17 protein-coding genes and 1 riboswitch are annotated in these 19,252 nt (G+C 74.0%); of the genes, 10 read left to right on the forward strand and 7 right to left on the reverse strand.

The genetic code is table 11. From position 1 onward, the window contains the following. Positions 1-10: 10 nt before the first annotated feature. A complete protein-coding gene (locus tag BLP29_RS15565) occupies positions 11-1,345 on the reverse strand; it encodes an MFS transporter (RefSeq protein ID WP_092806117.1) in 1,335 nt (444 codons plus the stop codon). A gap of 172 nt (positions 1,346-1,517) precedes the next feature. Here BLP29_RS15565 and BLP29_RS15570 point away from each other — a divergent pair, with 172 nt between their 5' ends. Next, a complete protein-coding gene (locus BLP29_RS15570) occupies positions 1,518-2,381 on the forward strand; it encodes a carboxylesterase family protein (protein ID WP_207798525.1) in 864 nt (287 codons plus the stop codon). Here the strand turns inward: BLP29_RS15570 and BLP29_RS15575 are convergent. Next, entirely contained in the window at positions 2,374-4,428 is a 2,055-nt protein-coding gene (locus BLP29_RS15575; RefSeq protein ID WP_243470009.1) for a DEAD/DEAH box helicase, read from the reverse strand. The two genes, BLP29_RS15570 and BLP29_RS15575, sit on opposite strands and share 8 nt — an antisense overlap. 383 nt (positions 4,429-4,811) lie before the next feature. On the opposite strand from BLP29_RS15575, the gene BLP29_RS15580 reads away from it, so the two are divergent. The 3 genes from BLP29_RS15580 to BLP29_RS15590 all read left to right on the forward strand — a co-directional run bounded on the left by BLP29_RS15580 (position 4,812) and on the right by BLP29_RS15590 (position 7,884). Then, positions 4,812-5,549, forward strand: coding sequence for an alpha/beta hydrolase family protein (locus BLP29_RS15580; RefSeq protein ID WP_243470010.1), 738 nt, complete (start codon positions 4,812-4,814; stop codon positions 5,547-5,549). Positions 5,550-6,112: 563 nt separating this feature from the next. Next, a complete protein-coding gene (locus tag BLP29_RS15585) occupies positions 6,113-7,432 on the forward strand; it encodes an HNH endonuclease signature motif containing protein (RefSeq protein WP_092806123.1) in 1,320 nt (439 codons plus the stop codon). A gap of 71 nt (positions 7,433-7,503) precedes the next feature. Beyond that, positions 7,504-7,884, forward strand: a complete 381-nt coding sequence (locus tag BLP29_RS15590; RefSeq protein ID WP_092806125.1) for a hypothetical protein — start codon at positions 7,504-7,506, stop codon at positions 7,882-7,884. Here the strand turns inward: BLP29_RS15590 and BLP29_RS15595 are convergent. Next, entirely contained in the window at positions 7,881-8,150 is a 270-nt protein-coding gene (locus tag BLP29_RS15595; RefSeq protein WP_092806127.1) for a YggT family protein, read from the reverse strand. The two genes, BLP29_RS15590 and BLP29_RS15595, sit on opposite strands and share 4 nt — an antisense overlap. A gap of 176 nt (positions 8,151-8,326) precedes the next feature. On the opposite strand from BLP29_RS15595, the gene BLP29_RS15600 reads away from it, so the two are divergent. Both BLP29_RS15600 and BLP29_RS15605 read left to right on the forward strand, forming a co-directional pair. Then, on the forward strand, positions 8,327-9,517 hold the full coding sequence (locus BLP29_RS15600) for a zinc-dependent alcohol dehydrogenase (protein WP_092806129.1): 1,191 nt from the start codon (positions 8,327-8,329) through the stop codon (positions 9,515-9,517). A 20-nt stretch (positions 9,518-9,537) separates the two neighbouring features. Further along, positions 9,538-10,965 carry a protein adenylyltransferase SelO gene (locus BLP29_RS15605; protein WP_207798526.1) on the forward strand — a complete coding sequence of 476 codons (1,428 nt, stop codon included), beginning with the start codon at positions 9,538-9,540 and terminating at the stop codon, positions 10,963-10,965. Between the two features lie 107 nt (positions 10,966-11,072). On the opposite strand, the gene BLP29_RS15610 is transcribed toward BLP29_RS15605, so the two are convergent. Continuing rightward, positions 11,073-11,855 carry a VldE C-terminal domain-containing protein gene (locus tag BLP29_RS15610; protein ID WP_243470011.1) on the reverse strand — a complete coding sequence of 261 codons (783 nt, stop codon included), beginning with the start codon at positions 11,853-11,855 and terminating at the stop codon, positions 11,073-11,075. 13 nt (positions 11,856-11,868) lie between these two features. Continuing rightward, positions 11,869-12,027: riboswitch (cyclic di-AMP (ydaO/yuaA leader) on the reverse strand. A gap of 139 nt (positions 12,028-12,166) precedes the next feature. Here BLP29_RS15610 and BLP29_RS15615 point away from each other — a divergent pair. Then, positions 12,167-13,486: a M20/M25/M40 family metallo-hydrolase gene (locus tag BLP29_RS15615; RefSeq protein WP_207798527.1), complete on the forward strand. Its 1,320-nt coding sequence runs from the start codon at positions 12,167-12,169 to the stop codon at positions 13,484-13,486. Then, positions 13,483-14,967: an MFS transporter gene (locus tag BLP29_RS15620; RefSeq protein ID WP_092806137.1), complete on the forward strand. Its 1,485-nt coding sequence runs from the start codon at positions 13,483-13,485 to the stop codon at positions 14,965-14,967. Before BLP29_RS15615 ends, BLP29_RS15620 begins: the two co-directional genes overlap by 4 nt. Here BLP29_RS15620 and BLP29_RS15625 read toward each other — a convergent pair. The 3 genes from BLP29_RS15625 to BLP29_RS15635 all read right to left on the reverse strand — a co-directional run bounded on the left by BLP29_RS15625 (position 14,955) and on the right by BLP29_RS15635 (position 17,764). Next, complete coding sequence (locus BLP29_RS15625; RefSeq protein ID WP_092806139.1) at positions 14,955-16,130, reverse strand: RNA polymerase sigma factor; 1,176 nt, start codon at positions 16,128-16,130, stop codon at positions 14,955-14,957. The two genes, BLP29_RS15620 and BLP29_RS15625, sit on opposite strands and share 13 nt — an antisense overlap. Before the next feature lie 230 nt (positions 16,131-16,360). Beyond that, a complete protein-coding gene (locus tag BLP29_RS15630; RefSeq protein WP_092806141.1) occupies positions 16,361-17,359 on the reverse strand; it encodes an aldo/keto reductase in 999 nt (332 codons plus the stop codon). Positions 17,360-17,392: 33 nt separating this feature from the next. Further along, complete coding sequence (locus BLP29_RS15635) at positions 17,393-17,764, reverse strand: MerR family transcriptional regulator (RefSeq protein ID WP_092806143.1); 372 nt, start codon at positions 17,762-17,764, stop codon at positions 17,393-17,395. Positions 17,765-17,797: 33 nt separating this feature from the next. Between BLP29_RS15635 and BLP29_RS15640 the strand changes: the two genes are divergently transcribed. Continuing rightward, positions 17,798-18,574 carry a thioesterase family protein gene (locus BLP29_RS15640; RefSeq protein ID WP_092806145.1) on the forward strand — a complete coding sequence of 259 codons (777 nt, stop codon included), beginning with the start codon at positions 17,798-17,800 and terminating at the stop codon, positions 18,572-18,574. Between the two features lie 3 nt (positions 18,575-18,577). Beyond that, complete coding sequence (locus BLP29_RS15645; protein ID WP_092806147.1) at positions 18,578-19,240, forward strand: NUDIX domain-containing protein; 663 nt, start codon at positions 18,578-18,580, stop codon at positions 19,238-19,240. Positions 19,241-19,252 lie beyond the last annotated feature (12 nt).

A 19,252-nucleotide genomic window follows, 5' to 3' on the forward strand; every position in this document is an offset into this window, starting at 1 on the left:
GCGGGAGCGGTCAGACGCGCGCGGGCTCCGGGGTGCGCCCGCCCACCTCGGTGTCCAGGAAGTTCTTCGTCCGCTGCAGGACGAAGGCGTAGACCACCAGCGAGACCGCGATGGCCACGGTCACGTAGACCGCGAAGGCCGACTCGGCGTCGTTCTCGGTGGCGGCCTCGTAGATGACCGGGGCGGTGCCGCCGAAGATCGAGTTGGCCAGCGCGTACCCCAGGCCCACCCCCAGCGCCCGGACGTGGGAGGGGAACAGCTCGGCCTTCACCACGGCGTTGATCGAGGTGTACCCGGTCAGGACCACGTACGTGCCGGTGATGAGCAGGAATGAGGCGACCGGCGAGGTGACCGTGGGCAGCAGGGTCAGGAAGGTGTAGGTCCACAGCACGCCGGCGACGCCGAAGCCGATGAGCAGCGGACGCCGGCCCACCCGGTCGCTGAGGTAGCCGCCGACCGGCTGCATGAGCATGAGCAGCACCAGCGCGATGAAGTTGATCCAGGTGCCGGTCATGCCGTCGTCGGCGTAGACGCCCTTGATGATGCGCGGACCGTTGACGCTGTAGGTGTAGAAGGCGATGGTGCCGCCGAGGGTGACCAGGAAGCAGACCAGCAGCTGCTTGGGGTAGGCGGTGAACAGCTCCACCATCGAGCCGGACTTCTTCGTGCCGTCGTGCTGCAAGGTCTCGTCCATGCCGCGGCGCAGGAAGAGCACCACGACCGCGCTGATCGCCCCGATGAAGAAGGCGATCCGCCAGCCGAAGGCGCTGATCTGCTCGTCGGTGAGGAACGCCTGCTGGATGAGCAGCGTGGCCTGCGCCAGCACGTGGCCGCCGACGAGCGTCACGTACTGGAAGGAGGAGAAGAAGCCCCGCCGGCCCTGGGTGGCGGCCTCGGACATGTAGGTGGCCGACGTGCCGTACTCACCGCCGGTGGCGAAGCCCTGCACCAGGCGGGCGAGCACCAGGATGACCACGGCGCCGGCGCCGATGGTCTCGGCGGTCGGGGTGACCGCGATGACCAGCGAGGCGGCGGCCATCAGCGAGATGCTGAAGACCAGGGCCGGACGACGTCCGTGCCGGTCGGCGTAGCGGCCGAAGAACCAGGAGCCGACCGGCCGCATCACGAACGTGACCGCGAAGATCGCCAGCGTGTAGATGCCCGCGTTCGGCTCGCCCGCGGCGAAGAAGTTGGCCTGCAGGTAGGTCGCGAAGACCGTGTAGATGTAGACGTCGTACCACTCGACGAGGTTGCCCAACGACCCGCGGACGGTGTTGAACACCGCCCTCCGCGTGGACGGCGAGGTGAGCGGCTCGGGCCGGCTCGTGGCTGGGGTCGTGCTCATGGGGCACCTCCGTTGGTGTCGGTGCTCACACGCTAGGTATGACCGCGACCACAGCCCCAGCCGAGGCGACGTCTCCTTACACAGACTTTGCAGACTCCGCTCGACCGCGACCCGGCCCGGCGTGGACCGGCCCGTCGGCAGGCGTGCGGCGGCCCTGCGTAGCGTGCCGGGGGTGCAGCTCGGCTCGGACCTGGTGGACGTCGCGACCGGGGCCGGGGTGTTCACCGCCCGCCGCGAGGGCGACCTGGTGCGGGCCACCGGCATCCGGTACGCCCGCGCCGAGCGGTTCCGCGCACCGGTCGCCGAGCCGGTGCACGACCGACCGGTCGACGCGACCAGCCTCGCCCCCGCCTGCCCGCAGAACCCCACCCCGCTGCTGGACGACCTGCTGGTGGACGCCACCGGCGACCTGACCGTCGACGAGGACTGCCTGCGCCTGTCGGTGACGGCACCCGCCGACGCGCACGACCTTCCGGTCATGGTCTTCCTGCACGGCGGGTCCTACCGCGCCGGCGCCGGTGACGCACCCGTGTTCGACCCGAGGGCGCTGGTCGGCGAGCAGCGGGTGGTGGTCGTCGCGGTCACCTACCGGCTCGGCCTGCTCATCGGTAGCACCGCCCGCGAGGTCGCACTGTTCGTCCCGGGCCTCACCGGCCTGCCCGCCCGGGCGCTCGCTGCGCCGCTGGTGGGCCGGCTGCTCACCCGGGCCGCGGTCGCCGTCCTCAGCTGGAAGGTCTACGGTGCAGCCGTGCGCCGGTTCGCCCGGCGGCACGCCGCGGCCGGCGGGCGGGCGTCGACCTACCGGCTGGAGTGGGGACCGCCGGGGCCGTACCGCGGCGCGCACTGCGTGGACCTGCCGCTGCTGTTCACCGACGAGGCCGCGTGGCGGTCCGCCCCGCTCGTCGCCGGCGCCGACTGGTCCGACGTCGAGGCCCGCGGCCGGCAGCTGCGGCAGGTGTGGGCGGAGTTCGCCCGCACCGGGCTCGCCCCGCTGGTGGACGAGCCCGGCTTCCTGCGTACCCGACAGGTCAGCTGAGCGCCGGGTCCCCCAGCGCGTCGACCAGCAGCGCGACCAGCGCCTCGAGCTGGACGTCGCCGGTGCCGGCGACCTCCTCGTCCGAGCCGTCCAGCGCCCGCGCGGCCAGCCCGGCCTTGCTGCCGATGAGCTCGGCGATGCGCGAGTCGATGGTCTGCGCGGCGATGATCCGCCACGCGGTGACCGGCTCGGTCTGCCCGATGCGGTGGCTGCGGTCGATCGCCTGGGTCTGCTCGGCGTCGGTCCACGACAGCTCGGCCAGGACGACGTTGGAGGCGACCTGCAGGTTCAGCCCGACACCGGCCGCGGTGAGCGAGCAGACCGCGACCTGCACGTCCGGGTCGTTCACGAACGCGTCGACCTGCTTCTGCCGCGCCGACGGCGTCTGGTCGCCGCGGATCGAGGAGAACCGGATGCCGGCCTTCTCGAACGACGCCTCGGCGGTGTCCATCACGGCGATGTGCTTGGCGAAGAACACGACCTTGCCGGCACTGCGGGCCAGCTGGGCGGCGTAGTCGGCGGCCAGCTCGGCCTTGGCCAGGCCGATGCGGCGCATCATCGAGAACACGTTCTCGCCGGTCTGGCGGGTCATCGCGTCCTTGAGCTCGCTCTTGGCGACCCGGCGCACGAGGTCCATGTCCAGCCCGCCGGCCGCCTCGTCCTCCACGACGGTGCGGTAGGACAGCGCGGACCGGTACTGGGTGACCATCCGGTGGGCCAGCTCGCGCTCGGCGGCGCGGATCGAGCGGCCGACGGCGCCGTCCAGCTCGACCGGGAGGTCGGCGATGCGGCGGGCCGGGATGTCCGCGGCGACGTCGACCTTGCGGCGGCGCACGATGCCCATGTCGACCACGGCGCGGCGGGCGGCCTCGTAGAAGTCGCGGTCGGCCGGCACGAGGCCGATCGACTCGAGCCGTTCGGTGAGCTCGGCCAGCGGCTTGCTGTCGTCGACCCACCCCAGGAACCGCCAGATGGCGCGGAAGTCGTCGACGTCGTTGATGAGCGGGGTGCCGGTCAGCGCCATGAGCAGCGGCTTCGCGGCGCGCAGCCGCATGCTCTCGCTCAGTGCGAGCACGTGCTGCGAGCGCTGCGAGGTGACGTTCTTGATGAAGTGCGCCTCGTCGACGACCATGCCGCGGAAACCGAACTCGCCCAGCCACCCGCGGTGCCGGTCGAGCACCTCGTAGTTGACGACCACGATGTCGGCGAACCCGTCGACGTTCTCGCCGTCGCCCTGCACCACGGTCGCGGGCCGGTGCGGGACCCACTGCGCGGCCTCGCGCGCCCAGTTGGTCTTGACGACGTTGGGGACGACGACGAGCAGCGGGTAGGCCATCGCCGCCTCGGTGGCCAGCAGCGCCTGCGCGGTCTTGCCCAGGCCGGGCTCGTCGGCGAGCAGGAAGCTGCGGTGCCCCTCGGCGGCCGCGGCCACGACCTGGCCCTGGTGCGGCATGAGCTCACGGCCGGCCGGGGTGAACCGGCTGGTCGGGAAGGGCAGCGGCATGCACGCCGGGGCGCCGCCGCTGGCGCGTTCGAACGAGGCGAGCAGCGGGCCCATGAGCTCCCAGCCGGCCAGCCGGCCCACCCGGGGCCCGCGCAGCGCTGCGGCGGCCTCGTAGTCCGGCGCGAGGAAGGGGTTGGCCAGCTGGCGGGAGACCACCGACTGCGGGACGACGCGGCGGCCGACCTCGACCGGGGCGACGGCCACCGGCTCGGGCTCCTCGTCCTCCTCGGGCTCCAGGCCCAGCTCGCGCTGGATCTCCTTGGCCACCTGACGGGCGGCGTCGGACACGGTGGCCTCGTCGCCCAGCAGGGCGAGCAGACCCGCGTCGCGCACGGCGGTGGTGGCGAGGATCGTCGCGATGCCCTCGAGCCGCTTCAGCTGGTCGGCGCGGTGGCTCTCGCTGGACTCGGCGGCCCGGATGCGGGCGCGCTCCTCGCGCAACAGCAGGGCGACGGCCTGGAACCGGGCCCGCACCGACGGGGTGACGCGGCCGCGCTTGGCCGCCGCCTCCACCTCGCGGACGGTGCGCGCGAGGGCGCCCACGAGGTCGGTGCTGCGGGGGCGGTGACCGGCCCGCCCGGCGGTGCGGCGAGCGCCGTCCCGACGCTGGCCTGCTCGAACCAACTGCGTCTCCTCCTGCTTGCGCGCGCGCTCGGCGCGGCGGTGCGCGGCGCACGAGCGCCGGGACGACGTCCCGGGTGCGCCGGACGGTGCGTGGACGGCAGGCCAGCAGCGGCCAGGTCCGGTGCGGGAGCAGCCGCACGCCGACCACTGGTGGCGGGCCTTGCTCCCGACGCACAGGCTACGCGGACCGTCGTCGTCCCGGTACGGCGACCCGCCACGTCCGCGAGCGGGGGTCGCTGCGAACCCCGGCCGTGCGACGACGTCAGCTGCTGGGCCTCACCGCCTGGGGCACACTCGGCCTGGTGACCGCTGCCTGCTCGACGCCCGGGCCCTCCTCCGGCGCGACCCGCACCGCGTACGGGTCCGACCCGAGCCAGTGGGCCGACCTGTACCGGCCCACCGGGACGCCTCGCGGGGTCGTCGTGGTGGTCCACGGCGGCTTCTGGAAGGCGCAGTACGACGCCTCGCTCGGCGAACCCCTGGCCCGGTCGCTGGCCGCCGAGGGCTGGGCGGCGTGGAACCTGGAGTACCGCCGGGTGGGCAACGGCGGCGGGGTGCCCGCGACCCTCGACGACGTCGCAGCCGGCATCGACGCGCTGGCCACCACCGACCTCGACCTGACCCACGTGCTCGCGCTGGGCCACTCGGCCGGCGGGCACCTCGCGGTGTGGGCGGCCGGGCGCAGCGGCGCCGCCGTGCCGCTGACCGGGGCCGTCTCGCAGGCCGGTGTGCTGGACCTGCGCGCGGCCGCCGAGCAGGGCCTCGGGGGCGGGGCGGTCGAGGCCTTCGTGGGCGGGCCCCTGGACGCCACGGTGGACCCCCTGCAGCAGGTCCCGCTCGCCGTCCCGGTGCGGTGCATCCACGGGCGGTCGGACACCAACGTGCCGCTGTCGCAGTCGCAGTCCTACGTGTCCGCGGCGACCGCGGCCGGCGCCGACGCGACGCTGACCGAGGTCGACGGCGACCACTTCGTGCTCATCAACCCGTCGTCGGACGTGTGGCGGACCCAGCTCGATCTCCTGGCGGCCCTCGCCCGCTGACCGGCGGATGCGGTTGTTCGCCAGCCGTCAGGTCCGCACGTACACGAACCGGTCACGGTCGTCCGGCACCCACCGCGCGACGGCGTCGACGCCGGACGACCACGGACGCTCGTCGTCGGTGAGGTAGTACCCCTCTCCGTGGTGGCTGCGAGGCACCCATCTGCTGCCCAGCGGTGCGTGCTGACGGACGTCGCCGAGAGCGAGATCGTGGGCGGGTCCACCGACCAGTCGCACGCGGTACACGTGCCGAACGGGAACGGTGTCGATGGACGCAACGGCATCAGGGTCGGACATGGGCGAGAAGATGCCCCTCCCCGGTGCCTTGCGTCGCCTCCTCGAACCCACGCGCCTGCTGACACCCCGTACCGATCGGTGCCGCACGCTGCCGCACAGCGTCTGAGCTGCGGTTTCGTCTTGCTCCAGAACCCCGAACCCCGTACGATGGGAACAGGTGTTCGAACAGATGAGGGGACGTCGTGGGGCTCGGAACCGCCGGGGAGTGGAGTCCTGAGCCCCTCGCGCCCGGGGCCCTCGGGGCCGAGCGACCGGCGCCGCCGTCCCCCGTGGCGGCTGCGCGACGCCGGCCCGAACCGCCTCCCCCGGACGTCGCCGCCGTCCTCGACGCCCTCCTCGCGGCAGCGGCCACGGACCTGAGGCCACGGGCCGCACCGCTGTCGGCGGCGCAGCTGCTCGACCGGGTCCGCGGCCTGGGGCGAGCCGTGAACGTGCTGCAGGCCGAGCTCGCCCGCACCGTCGTGGCGGCCGAGGACGCCGAGGCGGCCTTCACCGACGGGCTGACCCACATGGCCGGCTGGCTGCGCGGCCACCTGAACACCACGGGCGCCGAGAGCAAAGCCGTGCTCGCCGCCGGTCGACTGCAGCAGCGCATGCCCGTGCTCGGTGCAGCCGCAGCCTCGGGCGCCGTCAGCCCCGGGCAGCTCGCCGTCGTGGGCCGCATCCTCACCGATCGGGTCTGGGAGCTCGGCGAGGTGGCCGGGGTCGACCTGGCCACCCTCGACCAGCTGGTCACCGACACCGCCACCGGCGACCAGGCCCGCTGCCTCCCCCAGGTCTGCCAGCGCATCGCCGACCAGCTCGACCCCGACGGCCCCGAGCCCGTCGACCCGACCGCGGGGCGAAGTCTGCGCTTCACCCGCCGCGCCGACGGCTCACGGGGCATCCGCGGGGACCTCGACGCGATCGGCGGCGAGAAGGTGGAGGCGGCGCTCGAAGCCATCGCCGCTGCCGGACGGTGCGAGGGCGACCTCCGCAGCCGCGGTCAGCGCACCGCCGACGCACTCGTCCAGCTGGCCGACCTGCACCTCGCCGCCGGGGACCTGCCCGTGCTGCGCGGCACCAAGCCGCAGGTGACCGCGCTCGTGCAGCTCGGCGACCTCCTCGACCCGACGCTGGTCGAGGCCGCCACCACTCTGGGCTCCGGCGCCGTCGTGTCGAACCTCGCCGCCCGAGCCGCCGCGTGCGACGCAGTGGTGAACCGGGTCGTGCTCGGACCCGACGGTCTCCCGCTCGACGTCGGCCGCACCCACCGCCTGGTGCCCGCGCACATCCGTCGCGCCGCCGAGGTGCGCGACGGCGGCTGCATCTTCGCCGGTTGCCACAACCCGACCTGGATGTGCGACGCCCACCACGTCGTCCACTGGATCGACGGCGGCGACACGTCCCTGGAGAACACGGCCCTGCTCTGCGAACGGCACCACACCCAGGTGCACCACGGCTTCGCGATCAGGTGGGACCCCGACGACGGCCGATGGCGAACCTCCCGCCCCGACGGGTCCGAGATCCTCGTCGGCCCCGTCTCGGGAGACTGGCCCCAGCCCCCTCCCGACGGGCCGCTGTTCGTCGACCTACCCCTCGGCGCCTGACTCGCGTCGTGCCCTGTTCCTGACCACGGCGAGCCATACCGTGCCGCGCTCCCCATCTGTGAGGTCCTGCCGTGCCTGCCTTCTTCCTGCCCCGCGCCGCCGACGCCGACCAGGCCGAGCGGCTCTACGAGGCCCTCGCCGAGTTCGCCGGCTGCGAGCCGGCGACCCGAGCCGAGCGGGTCGCCTCGATCGTCTTCGAGCACGACGGCGCCCGGTGGACCGCGACGGTCGGCGACGAGCTCACCGGCACCCGCACCACCCGGCAGATGCGCCGCGGCGAGGTGCTCGAGCACACCGTCGAGCTGACCTCGCCCACCCGCGTGCTGGCCATCTACCCGGGCACCCCGACCACCGTCGTCACCGACGCCGCCCCCATCACCGGCGCGCAGTCCGAGTGGGCCAACCCCTTCACGGCGACGCCGTCGGAGGTGACGTTGTTCGACCCCGCCTAGATCGACAGCAGGACCAGGCGCAGCACGACGACGCCGAGGAAGACGACCGTGAACGCCAGGTCGATGCCCAGGCCGCCGACGCGCAACGGCGGCAGGGCACGGCGCACCGGGGCGATCACCGGCTCGGTCACCGCGTGCACCGCACGGCGGGCGCCGCCGATGCGCGCGCCGCCGGCGGGCGACAGCAGACCCACCCAGTCGACCACCACGCGGGCGATCAGCACGATCTGGAACAGCAGCAGCACGGTGGCCAGCAGCGCGAACATCGGGCACTCCTTCTCTCGGTGCCCCCACGGTGCACGGCCCGCCCCAGAGCAAGCTGTGCGCCGGCTGCGGGGTCGCCGCGTGCGCATGCGGCAGTTTCGGACCCCCACGGCGATGGGGAGGCCCTGGTGGCCTGGAGACCACGGGTGCATCGACCGCGCAACCGAGGGGGACCCCCATGAAGGCAGTGACCTGGCACGGCAAGGGCGACGTCCGGGTGGACGAGGTCCCCGACCCCGTCATCCAGCAGCCGACCGACGCGATCATCCGCGTCACCACCACCAACATCTGCGGGTCAGACCTGCACCTCGTCGAGCCGCTCGCCCCGTTCATGAGCGTCGGCGACGTCATGGGCCACGAGACGATGGGCGAGGTCGTCGAGGTCGGTGCCGAGACCGGTGACCTGCGCGTCGGCGACCGGGTGTCCATCCCGTTCCAGATCTCCTGCGGGCACTGCTGGATGTGCGACCGCGGGCTCTACACCCAGTGCGAGACCACCCAGGTGCGCGACCAGGGCTCGGGCGCCGCCCTGTTCGGCTACTCGAAGATGTACGGCTCGGTGCCCGGCGGGCAGGCCGAGTTCCTGCGGGTGCCGCAGGCGCAGTTCACCCACGTCAAGCTGCCCGAGGGGCCGGCCGACGACCGGTTCGCCTACCTCTCCGACATCCTGCCCACCGCGTGGCAGGCCGTCGAGTACGCCCACGTGCCCGACGGCGGCACCCTCGTCGTCCTCGGCCTGGGCCCGGTCGGCGACTTCGCCGCGCGGATCGGCCTGCACAAGGGGTACCGGGTCATCGGCGTCGACCTCGTGCCCGACCGCATCGAGCGGGCCCGGCTGCGCGGCGTCGAGGTCGTCGACCTGCGCGACCACGAGGACGACCTCGGCGACGTCATCCGCGACATGACCGACGGCCGCGGCCCGGACTCCGTCGTCGACGCCGTGGGCCTCGAGGCGCACGGCTCCCCCGCCACCACCTTCATCCAGAAGGCCTCCGGGCTCCTGCCCGACGTCATCGCCGCACCGCTGCAGAAGGTGGCCGGGGTGGACCGCCTGGCCGCGCTCTACTCGGCCATCGACATCTGCCGCCGCGGCGGCACCATCTCGCTGTCGGGTGTCTACGGCGGCGCGGCTGACCCGATCCCGATGCTGACGCTGTTCGACAAGCAGCTCCAGCTGACGATGGGCCAGTGCAACGTCAAGAAGTGGGTGCCGGAGATCATGCCGCTGCTCACCGACGACGACCCGCTCGGCGTCGACACCTTCGCCTCCCACCGGCTGCCGATCGAGCAGGCCCCCGAGGCGTACAAGAACTTCCGCGCCAAGGAGGCGGGCTGGCAGAAGGTGCTCCTCAAGCCCGCCGGCGTCTGAGCGGACGTACCGTCGTGGGGGTGAGCAGCACCTCGACCGCCGTCCAGCTCGAGCACCGCTTCGCCGACGCCCTGCCCGAGCTGTCGGTGCCGTGGCAGGCCGACGAGGCACCGGACCCACGGCTGCTCGCCCTCGACGACGCCCTCGCCGCCTCGCTCGGGCTCGACCCGGCCTGGCTGCGGACGCCGTCCGGCCTCGCGTTCCTCACGGGGACGCAGGTGCCGGACGGCGCCCGGCCGGTCGCGCAGGGGTACGCCGGCCACCAGTTCGGCAACTACTCGCCCCGCCTGGGCGACGGTCGCGCGCTGCTGCTCGGTGAGCTGGGCGAGGTGGACCTGCACCTGAAGGGCTCGGGCCGCACCCCGTGGTCCCGCGGCGGCGACGGACTGGCCGTGGTGGGCCCGATGCTGCGCGAGTTCGTGATCAGCACAGCGATGCACGCGCTGGGCATCCCGACCACCCGCTCGCTGGCCGTCGTCGCCACCGGACGGGCCGTGCAGCGGGAGACGCCGCAGCCCGGCGCCGTCCTCGCCCGGACGGCGGCCAGCCACCTGCGGGTCGGCTCGTTCCAGCTCGTGCGGGCCACCGACGACCTCGACCTGCTGCGCCGCCTGCTCGACCACGCGATCGCTCGGCACGTCCCCGCGGCCGCCGACGCCGAGGTGCCCGCGCTGGCCCTGTACGACCACGTCGTCGGTGTGCAGGCCGAGCTGGTCGCGCAGTGGATGCTCGTCGGCTTCGTGCACGGCGTCATGAACACCGACAACATGACGATCTCCGGGGAGACCATCGACTACGGCCCGTGCGCCTTCCTCGACGCGCACGACGCCGACACCGTCTTCAGCTCCATCGACTCCGGCGGCCGGTACCGCTACGGGAACCAGCCGCTGGCCGCGCAGTGGAACCTGGCCCGGCTCGCCGAGGCGCTGCTGCCGCTCATCGACGCCGACGCCGAGGCCGCCATCCCGTCCGCGGTCGCCGTCCTGGAGACGTTCCTGCCGCGCTACGAGGCGGCCTGGACGGCGGGCATGCGGGCCAAGCTCGGGCTGGGCGACGGCGCCGATCCCCAGCTGGTGAGCGACCTGCAGGCGCTGCTGGAGGCCAACCACCCCGACCACACCGGGTTCTTCCGGGCACTGGGGGCGGCGGCCCGCGGCGATGCCGAACCGGTGCGCGAGCTGGTGCTCGACCTCGCCGGGCTCGACGCGTGGCTCGAGCGGTGGCGCGCCGCCGGACCGGACGCCGAGGCCATGGAGCGGGTCAACCCGGTGTACGCGCCGCGCAACCACCTGGTGCAGGAGGCCCTGGACGCCGCCACCACCGGTGACCTGGCCCCGTTCGACCAGCTGGTCGAGGTGCTCCGGCACCCCTACGACGAGCGCCCGGGCCTCGAGCGCTACGCCGCCCCCGGTCCGGACGCGACCTACGTGACGTACTGCGGCACCTGACCCGCGACGGCCTCGTCCCGGGGCCCGCGGCGCGCGCAGCGTGTCGTGGGGAGGACGAGGTCCTTCTGCTGACCCACGACGGCTGACCCCGGCACGGGGTCCTTCGGTCAGCGGTAGTTGACGTGGGGGTGGTCGTAGTGGTTGGCGGTCGTGCCGCCGCGGTCCTCCATCATGACCCAGGAGCCACCGGGCGAGGACAGCATGCGCTGCTCCCAGATGATGTACTCCACGCCCAGCTCGGCCCAGTGGTCGATGTGGTACTGCACGATGGCGTCGCCGAGGGCCGAGTCGGTGAGCACCATGTAGTCCAGGGCGTAGCCCGACGGGTGCCCACCCGGGTCGGCGGCGCTGGGCCGCGTGCCGCCCAGGGTGATCGAGTCGGCACCGGGGACGTTGCTGACGACGGCGTCCGCGGCGGCCTGCACGACCGGCTTGACCGGGCCCGAGCTGTTGGTGATCTTCGCGATCCCGGACACCGCGTTCGACGGCGCCGCAGCGGCCGCAGCAGCGGCGGCCTCGGCGGCAGCAGCGGCCTCGGCAGCCGCCTGCGCAGCGGCCTCGGCCGCGGCGGCCTCGGCGGCCTGCTGCTCGAGGACAGCCTGGTCGGCGGCGGCCTGCGCGGTCGCCGCGGCCGCCTGCTGGTCCTCCCGCGAGCTGCGGCTGGCGGCGAGGTCGGCGAGCTGGCCGAGGTCGGGCGCGGCCGGCGCCTGCTGGGCGGTCAGGCCCAGGGAGGCCGCGACGCTGACCGGCTCGGCCGCGACCGGCGCGGCAGGGGCCGCACCGACCAGCACGTGGGCCAGGACGGCGCCTGCGGCGGTGACGCCGAGGTAGGTGGCCGGCCGACGCCGGCGGGTGGGCACGCTGTGGCGGCGCGCTCGGGGGGTCGCCATGCGGCGGCTCTCCATCTGCTTCCAGTGGCCGCCTACCGGGTTAGCTGACGGGTTCGGGCGGGAAGTCGCCCTACCCCCTGCCGGTCGCGTGCGACCAGCAGCGGGATGCACCCCAGGACTGCGGTGGGTCCCCGGCTCGCCCGTGCGCTGGTGGGACCAGCGGGCGACTCGACGGCGTCACCCCTGCGGGGCGACCGCTCCACGGTAGCCACCGGCACAGCCGCAGCCAAGGAATCCGCGAGGAATCGTCACGTGATGTCGTGCGCACGACGTCGTACGCGATGTCGTACCCGCGTGACAGCATCCGCGCCGTGAGCGAGACCCACCCCGCCGTCCGCGCCCTCCAAGCCCTCGTCCGGCACCCCACGGTCGCCGACCGCGACCCGGCGCGCACCGACCCGGCCCCCTTCGTCGCGCTGCGGGCCTCGTTGGCCGAGCACTTCCCGCTCCTGCACGGGCTCGAGCTCGTCGAGGTCGAGCCGCACGCGCTGCTGGTGCGCTGGCCGGGGCGCTCGCACGCCCGGCCCGTCGTCCTCATGGCCCACCTCGACGTCGTGCCCGTCGAGGGCAGCTGGACCCACCCGCCGTTCGGGGCCGAGATCCACGACGGCGCGGTGTGGGGCCGCGGCACCCTCGACGACAAGGGGTCGGTGGTCGGCATCTGCGCCGCCGTCGAGTCGCTGCTGACCGAGGGGTTCGTGCCGGCCCGCGACGTGTGGCTGTCCTTCGGGTCCACCGAGGAGGTCTCCGGCACCACGGCGGTCGACGCGGTGGCCGAGCTGCGCCGCCGGGGGGTGCAGCCGTGGTTCGTGCTCGACGAGGGCGGGGCGGTCGCCGCCGAGGCGTTCCCGATGGTGGCCGCGCCGTTGGCCGTGGTCGGGGTGACCGAGAAGGGCGTCACCTCCGTCGAGCTGGTCGCCGAGGGCGCCGGCGGGCACGCCTCCACCCCTGCGGCGAACGGCCCCACCGCCCGGTTGGCGGCGGCCATCACCGCGCTCGAGCGCAGCCCGCTGCCGCTGCACGCCCCCACGCCCACCCTCGAGCTGCTGCGCCGCGTCGGCCCGCACCTGCCGGCCCCGGTGCGGCCGCTGCTGGCCCGGGCCGACCGGCTCGCCCCGGTGCTCACCCGGGTGCTGCGGTCCGCCGGCGCCGAGGCCGCGGCGATGGTGCGCACGACCGCGGCGGTCACCACGCTGTCGGGCTCACCCGCGCTCAACGTCATCGCGTCCACCGCCCGCGCCGGGGTCAACCTGCGGGTGATGGTCGGCGACACCGTCGACGACGTGCTGGCCCACGTGCGGCGCGTGGTCGGGCCGGGCATCCGGGTCGAGGTGGTCGAGCGCAACGAGCCCAGCCCCGTGTCGCCCTGGGACGACCAGGCCTTCGCCCTGCTCGAGCGGATCACCGGCGAGCTGTTCCCCGACGCCGTGCCCACGCCGTACGTGATGATGGCCGCCACGGACGCCCGGTTCTTCACGGGCCTGTGCGAACGGGTCTACCGCTTCACCCCCTTCCGCATGACCAAGGCACAGCGAGGCACCATCCACGCCGCCGACGAGCACATCGGCGTGGCCGACCTGCTGGCCGGCGTCGACTGGTACCGCCGCCTGGTGCAGGAGCTGCCGGCATGAGCGCGTCCTCCTCCGCGGTGCGCGCGCAGACCCTGTTCGCCGTCGTCGGTGCCCTGTCGGTGGTGGAGGTCGCCAGCGGTGTGCTGCAGGGCTTCTACACACCGGTCTTCTCCGACGTCGCCCGCGCGCTGGGCATCGGAGACGGCGACGTCAACTGGTTCGAGGCCGCCCAGCTCGTGGCCTCCGCGCTGCTGGTGCCGGTGCTGGCGCGGCTGGCCGACCTGCACGGCCACCGGCGGGTGCTGCTGGTCTCCACCGCGGTCACGGCGCTGGGCACCTGGGTGATGGCCCTGGCGCCCACCACCGGGCCGGCCGGCTTCGCGGTCTTCGTCGTCGGCTCCGCCCTGCAGGGCGCCTACGTGGTCTGGCTCCCCCTCGAGGTGGCGATCGTGCACCGGCGCGCAGCCGCCGACGACCACCGCACCCGCCGTGCCGCCGGCGTGCTGGTCGCCTTCCTGCAGGTCGGGGTGCTGGCCGGCGCGCTCAGCAGCGGGGCGCTGGTCACCGCGCTGCCCGTGCCCGTGCTGCTCGCGCTGCCCGCGGTGGTGGTGACGATCTGCCTGGCCGTGGTCCGGTTCGGTGTCGAGCCCGACGCCCCGCGGGCGCCGGGTCGGCTCGACCTGCCCGGGCTGGGGCTGCTGACCGCCGCGCTGCTGCTGGTCATGGGCGGTCTGGTCGCGTTGCGGCTGCTCGGCCCCGGGTCGGTCGTGCCGTGGGCGCTGGTGGTGGCCGGCCTGGCCACCGGGTGGCTGCTGGTGCGCGTCGAGGCCCGGCAGCACGAGCCGCTGCTCGACGTCCCGGTGCTCGTCGCGCCCGGGCAGTGGCCGATCCAGGCCACCGCCTTCCTGTCGGGCATGTCGGTGCTGGGCGCGCAGATCCCGCTGTCCACCTTCGCCCGCGCGGACCCGGCGGTCACCGGCTACGGCCTGGGCGCCAGCGCCTCGTTCGTCTCGGTGCTCATCGGGCTGTACGTGCTCACCCTGCTCACCGGTGCCCTGCTGCTGCCGCTGCTCTCCCGGTGGCTGGGGGGCCGGCGGGCGATGGCGGCGGGGGCGGCCACGGTGGCCGTCGGCTACGCGCTGTGGCTGCCGTTCCACGACACCGCGGTGCAGGCGCTGACCAACATGGCCGTCGCCGGCGTGGGATCCGGGCTGCTGGTGGCCGCGCTGCCCGCCGCGGCGGTGGCCGCCGCGCCGGCCGACCGCACCGGTTTCGCCGCCGGCATGACCAACAGCAGCAAGACCGTCGGCGGAGCCATCGCCTCGGCGGTCTTCGCGGTCGCGCTGGCCGCCACCGGCAGCATCGACGACCCCGCGGCCGGCTCCGCACCGCTGTCGGGCTACCTCACGGTGTGGACCGTCTGCGCCGTCGCCGCGGCCCTGGCCGCCGTCGTCCTCGTGACCTCCGAACGCCGGAGGCCCGGAACCGCAACGGTTCCGGGCCTCCGGGGTTCGACCGACCGGACTGGTCAGTCGAGGTAGTCGCGGAGCACCTGGCTCCGGCTGGGGTGGCGCAGCTTGCTCATCGTCTTGGACTCGATCTGGCGGATCCGCTCGCGGGTCACGCCGTAGACCTGGCCGATCTCGTCCAGCGTCCGCGGGGTGCCGTCGGACAGGCCGAAGCGCAACCGCACGACGCCGGCCTCGCGCTCGCTGAGGGTCTGCAGCACCGAGGTGAGCTGCTCCTGCATGAAGCCGTAGGAGACGGCCTCGACCGCGACGACGGCCTCGGAGTCCTCGATGAAGTCACCGAGCTGGCTGTCGCCCTCGTCGCCGATGGTCTGGTCGAGCGAGATGGGCTCCCGGGCGTACTGCTGGATCTCCAGCACCTTGTCCGGGGTGATGTCCATCTCCTTGGCCAGCTCCTCCGGAGTGGCCTCGCGGCCCAGCTCCTGCAGCAGCTCGCGCTGGATGCGACCCAGCTTGTTGATGACCTCGACCATGTGCACCGGGATGCGGATGGTGCGCGCCTGATCGGCCATCGCGCGGGTGATCGCCTGGCGGATCCACCACGTCGCGTACGTCGAGAACTTGAAGCCCTTGGTGTAGTCGAACTTCTCCACCGCACGGATCAGGCCCAGGTTGCCCTCCTGGATCAGGTCCAGGAACGCCATGCCGCGGCCGGTGTAGCGCTTGGCCAGCGACACCACGAGGCGCAGGTTGGCCTCGAGCAGGTGGGTCTTGGCCCGCTCGCCGTCGCGCACGACCCAGTTGAGGTCGCGGCGCATGGTGGGGGTGAACTTGGCGTCGGTGTCGGCCAGCTTGTGCGCGGCGTAGAGCCCGGCCTCGACGCGGCGGGCGAGGTCGACCTCCTGCTCGGCGGTCAGCAGCGCGACCCGGCCGATGAGCTTGAGGTAGGCACGGACGGCATCGGTCGAGGTGGCCAGCTCGGCATCCTTGCGGGCCTTCTGCAGGGCGAGCGACTCCTCCTCGTCCCACTCGAACGAGGTCGTCGACGGGGCCGGGACGGCGGGCTCGTCGGCGAGGTCGGCCTCGTCCTCCTCGAGCTCGGTCTCCTCCGCGTCGGCGTCCGGCGCGGGCGCGATCTGCACGGACTCCGCGTCGGCCGAGCGGGCCTTGCGGGCGCCGGCTGCGGTCTTCTTGCGCGGGGTCTTCGTGGTGCTGCTGGCCACTGTCGTGCTCATCCAGCCTCTCCTGGGGGTGTCGTGCGGCGTCGCGAGGACTGCTGAGGTCCTGGCGGAGAGGCCGCCCACGGAGGGACGGCACAGGCCGCCCACGGTGAGGGACGGGGGGTCTGCGGCTGCGCCGGAGCGCGGCCTGTGCCATTTTAATCCGTTTCCCGCACGAGGGGGTGACGGCGGGTACCCCTGCGGGTCAGGACCACACCTGCCCACCGCGATCCGGTCGTGCGCGATCAGTCGTCGATGGAGGACATGTCGCCGTACCGGTCGCCCTGCACGGCGTCCCGCGGAACGGCTGCCGACAGCCGGTCGACGTCGTCGGCGGACAGCTGCACGCCCGCGGCGGCGGCGTTCTCCTCCAGGTAGCGCACCCGCTTCGTGCCCGGGATCGGGACGACGTCCTCGCCCTGCGCCAGCACCCACGCCAGGGCCAGCTGGCCGGGGGTGCAGCCGTGCTCGGCGGCCAGCTCCTCGACGCGGCGGACCAGCACCAGGTTGGCCTCCAGCGCCTGGCCCTGGAACCGCGGGAAGTACCCGCTGCCGCGGCTGTCGCCGTCCGCGGGGGTCCGGGTCACCGCGCCGGTCAGCAGGCCGCGGCCCAGCGGCGAGTAGGGCACGAGGCCGACGCCGAGCTCGCGGAGGGTCGGCAGGACGGCGTCCTCGAGGTCGCGGGTGAACAGCGAGTACTCGGTCTGCACGGCCGTGATCGGGTGCACGGCGTGCGCGCGGCGGATGGTCTCGGGCGCGGCCTCCGAGAGGCCGAGGAAGCGCACCTTCCCGGCGGTGACCAGCTCGGCCATGGCACCCACGGTGTCCTCGACGGGCACGGTGCGGTCGACGCGGTGCTGGTAGTAGAGGTCGATGGTGTCCACGCCCAGGCGCTGCAGCGAGGCGTCGCAGGCGGCGCGCACGTGCTCCGGCGACCCGTCGATGCCCAGCCGCGCGCCGTCCTCGCTCCGCTTGTTGCCGAACTTGGTGGCCAGCTGCACCTCGTCGCGGCGGCCGGCGATCGCCCGGCCGACCAGCCTCTCGTTGGTGAACGGGCCGTACATGTCGGCGGTGTCGAGGAACGTGACCCCGAGGTCGAGGGCGCGGGCGATGGTGTCCAGGCCCGACTGCTCGTCGGGGGCGCCGTAGAACTCGCTCATGCCCATGCAGCCCAGGCCCATGGTCGAGACGGTGAGGGCGGCGGGGCCGGATCCGAGGGTGCGGGTGGTCAGCGATGAGGTCATGCGTCCAGCGAACCCCTTCGAGTGCGCTCGAAGTCAAGCCGGGCGCTCGTACCAGCCGATCTTGTGGTCGATGGCGGCCAGGTGGGCCGTGGTCTCGTCGAGCTCGCGCTGCACCCGGGTCCGGTGCGCGCGCAGCAGCTGCAACCGCTCGGCCTCGGTGCCGGCGCCGGCCCGGACCAGCGCGGCGTACCTCTTGACGTCGCGGATCGGCATGCCGGTGGCCCGCAGCCGGGTGACCGTCTCGATCCACTCGAGGTCGCGGTCGGTGTAGCGCCGCCGTCCCCCGGCGTCGCGGTCGACGTCGCCGAGCAGCAGCCCGTCGCGCTCGTAGTACCGCAGGGTGTGGGCGGTGAGCCCGGTGCGCTCGACGACCTCGGCGATGCCCAGTGCGGGGACGGTGGTCACCGACCCAGTGTGCGCCGGGCAGGATCGGCAGGCGTGGCCTACTTCGAGCGGTTGAGCAGCACCCCGGACGGCGGGGGCAGGTTCCGGGCGACCGAGCACACCGGCGGCGGCTGGAACCCGGCCGAGCAGCACATCGCCCCGACCGTCGGGCTGGTGGCGCACTGCCTGGGCGGCGCGGGCGGCCCGGTGCAGAAGCTGTCGGTGGAGATCCTCGGCGTGATCGGCATCGACGAGGTCGAGGTGGCCCTGGCCGTGGTGCGGCCGGGGCGGACGATCGAGCTGGTCGAGGCCACCGTCACCTGGGCCGGGCGCGCGGTGGTGCGGGCGCGCGCGTGGCGGTTGGCGGGGTCGGACACGTCGGCGGCCGCGCTGGTCGCCGAGCCACCCCTGCCCCCGCGCGACGAGCTGGCGGCGTGGGACATGAGCGCGGGGTGGCCCGGGGGCTACATCGCCTCGCTGGAGGTGCGGCACCGCGACGTCGGCCCGGGCCGGGCGCAGGCGTGGCTGCGGTCGCGGCAGGAGCTGGTGGACGACGAGGACGTCACCGACCTCACCCGGTTCCTGCTGCTGGCCGACACCGCGAACGGCCTGGTGCAGAGCGACGAGCGGCGCCGCTGGTTCTACCCGAACGTCGAGCTGACCGCGCACCTGTTCCGGGCCCCGGCGGGTGGGTGGGTGGGCATGGACACCTCGGTGAGCTGGGGGCCGGGCGGGCACGCCATGACCGCGACCGTGCTGCACGACCAGACCGGTCCGGTCGGCCGGGTCGCCCAGCTGTGCACGCTGCGCCCGCTGCCCGGCGAGGCCTGAGCCGTGCCCAGGGGTGTCGACGTCCCCGACGGCCGGGGCCGCACCGGGCTGGACCGGGTGGGGCGCGACCTGACCGGCAACCCCGACGTCGTCGTGCGCGACGTGGAGGTGACCAGCGACGGGTGGCACGTGCTGCGGCGCACCACCTACGACCGCCGACGACCCGACGGCACCTGGACCACCGAGTCCCGCGAGACCTACGACCGCGGCAACGGCGCCACCGTGCTGCTGCACGACCCCGACCGGGACACCGTGCTGCTCACCCGGCAGTTCCGCTTCCCCGCCTACGTCAACGGCCACCCCGACGGCGTGCTGCTGGAGGCGGCCGCCGGGCTGCTCGACGAGGACGACCCCGAGACCGCCGTGCGGCGCGAGACGCAGGAGGAGCTCGGGGTGACCATCGCCGGCCCGCTGGTGCAGGCCTTCGACGCGTTCACCAGCCCGGGATCGGTGACCGAGCGCCTGCACTGCTACGTCGGGTCCTACTCCCCCGCCGACCGCACCGGTGCCGGCGGCGGGCTCGCGGAGGAGGGCGAGGACATCGACGTGGTCGAGCTGCCGTTCGTCCAGGCGCTGGCCATGGTGGACGACGGCCGCATCCGCGACGCGAAGACGATCATGCTGCTGCAGTGGCTGGCTCTCCGGGGGCGGAGCCGGGGGGCCTGAGCCACCATGTGC

The sequence above is a fragment of the Klenkia marina genome (assembly GCF_900101025.1).
Lineage (GTDB): Bacteria > Actinomycetota > Actinomycetes > Mycobacteriales > Geodermatophilaceae > Klenkia > Klenkia marina.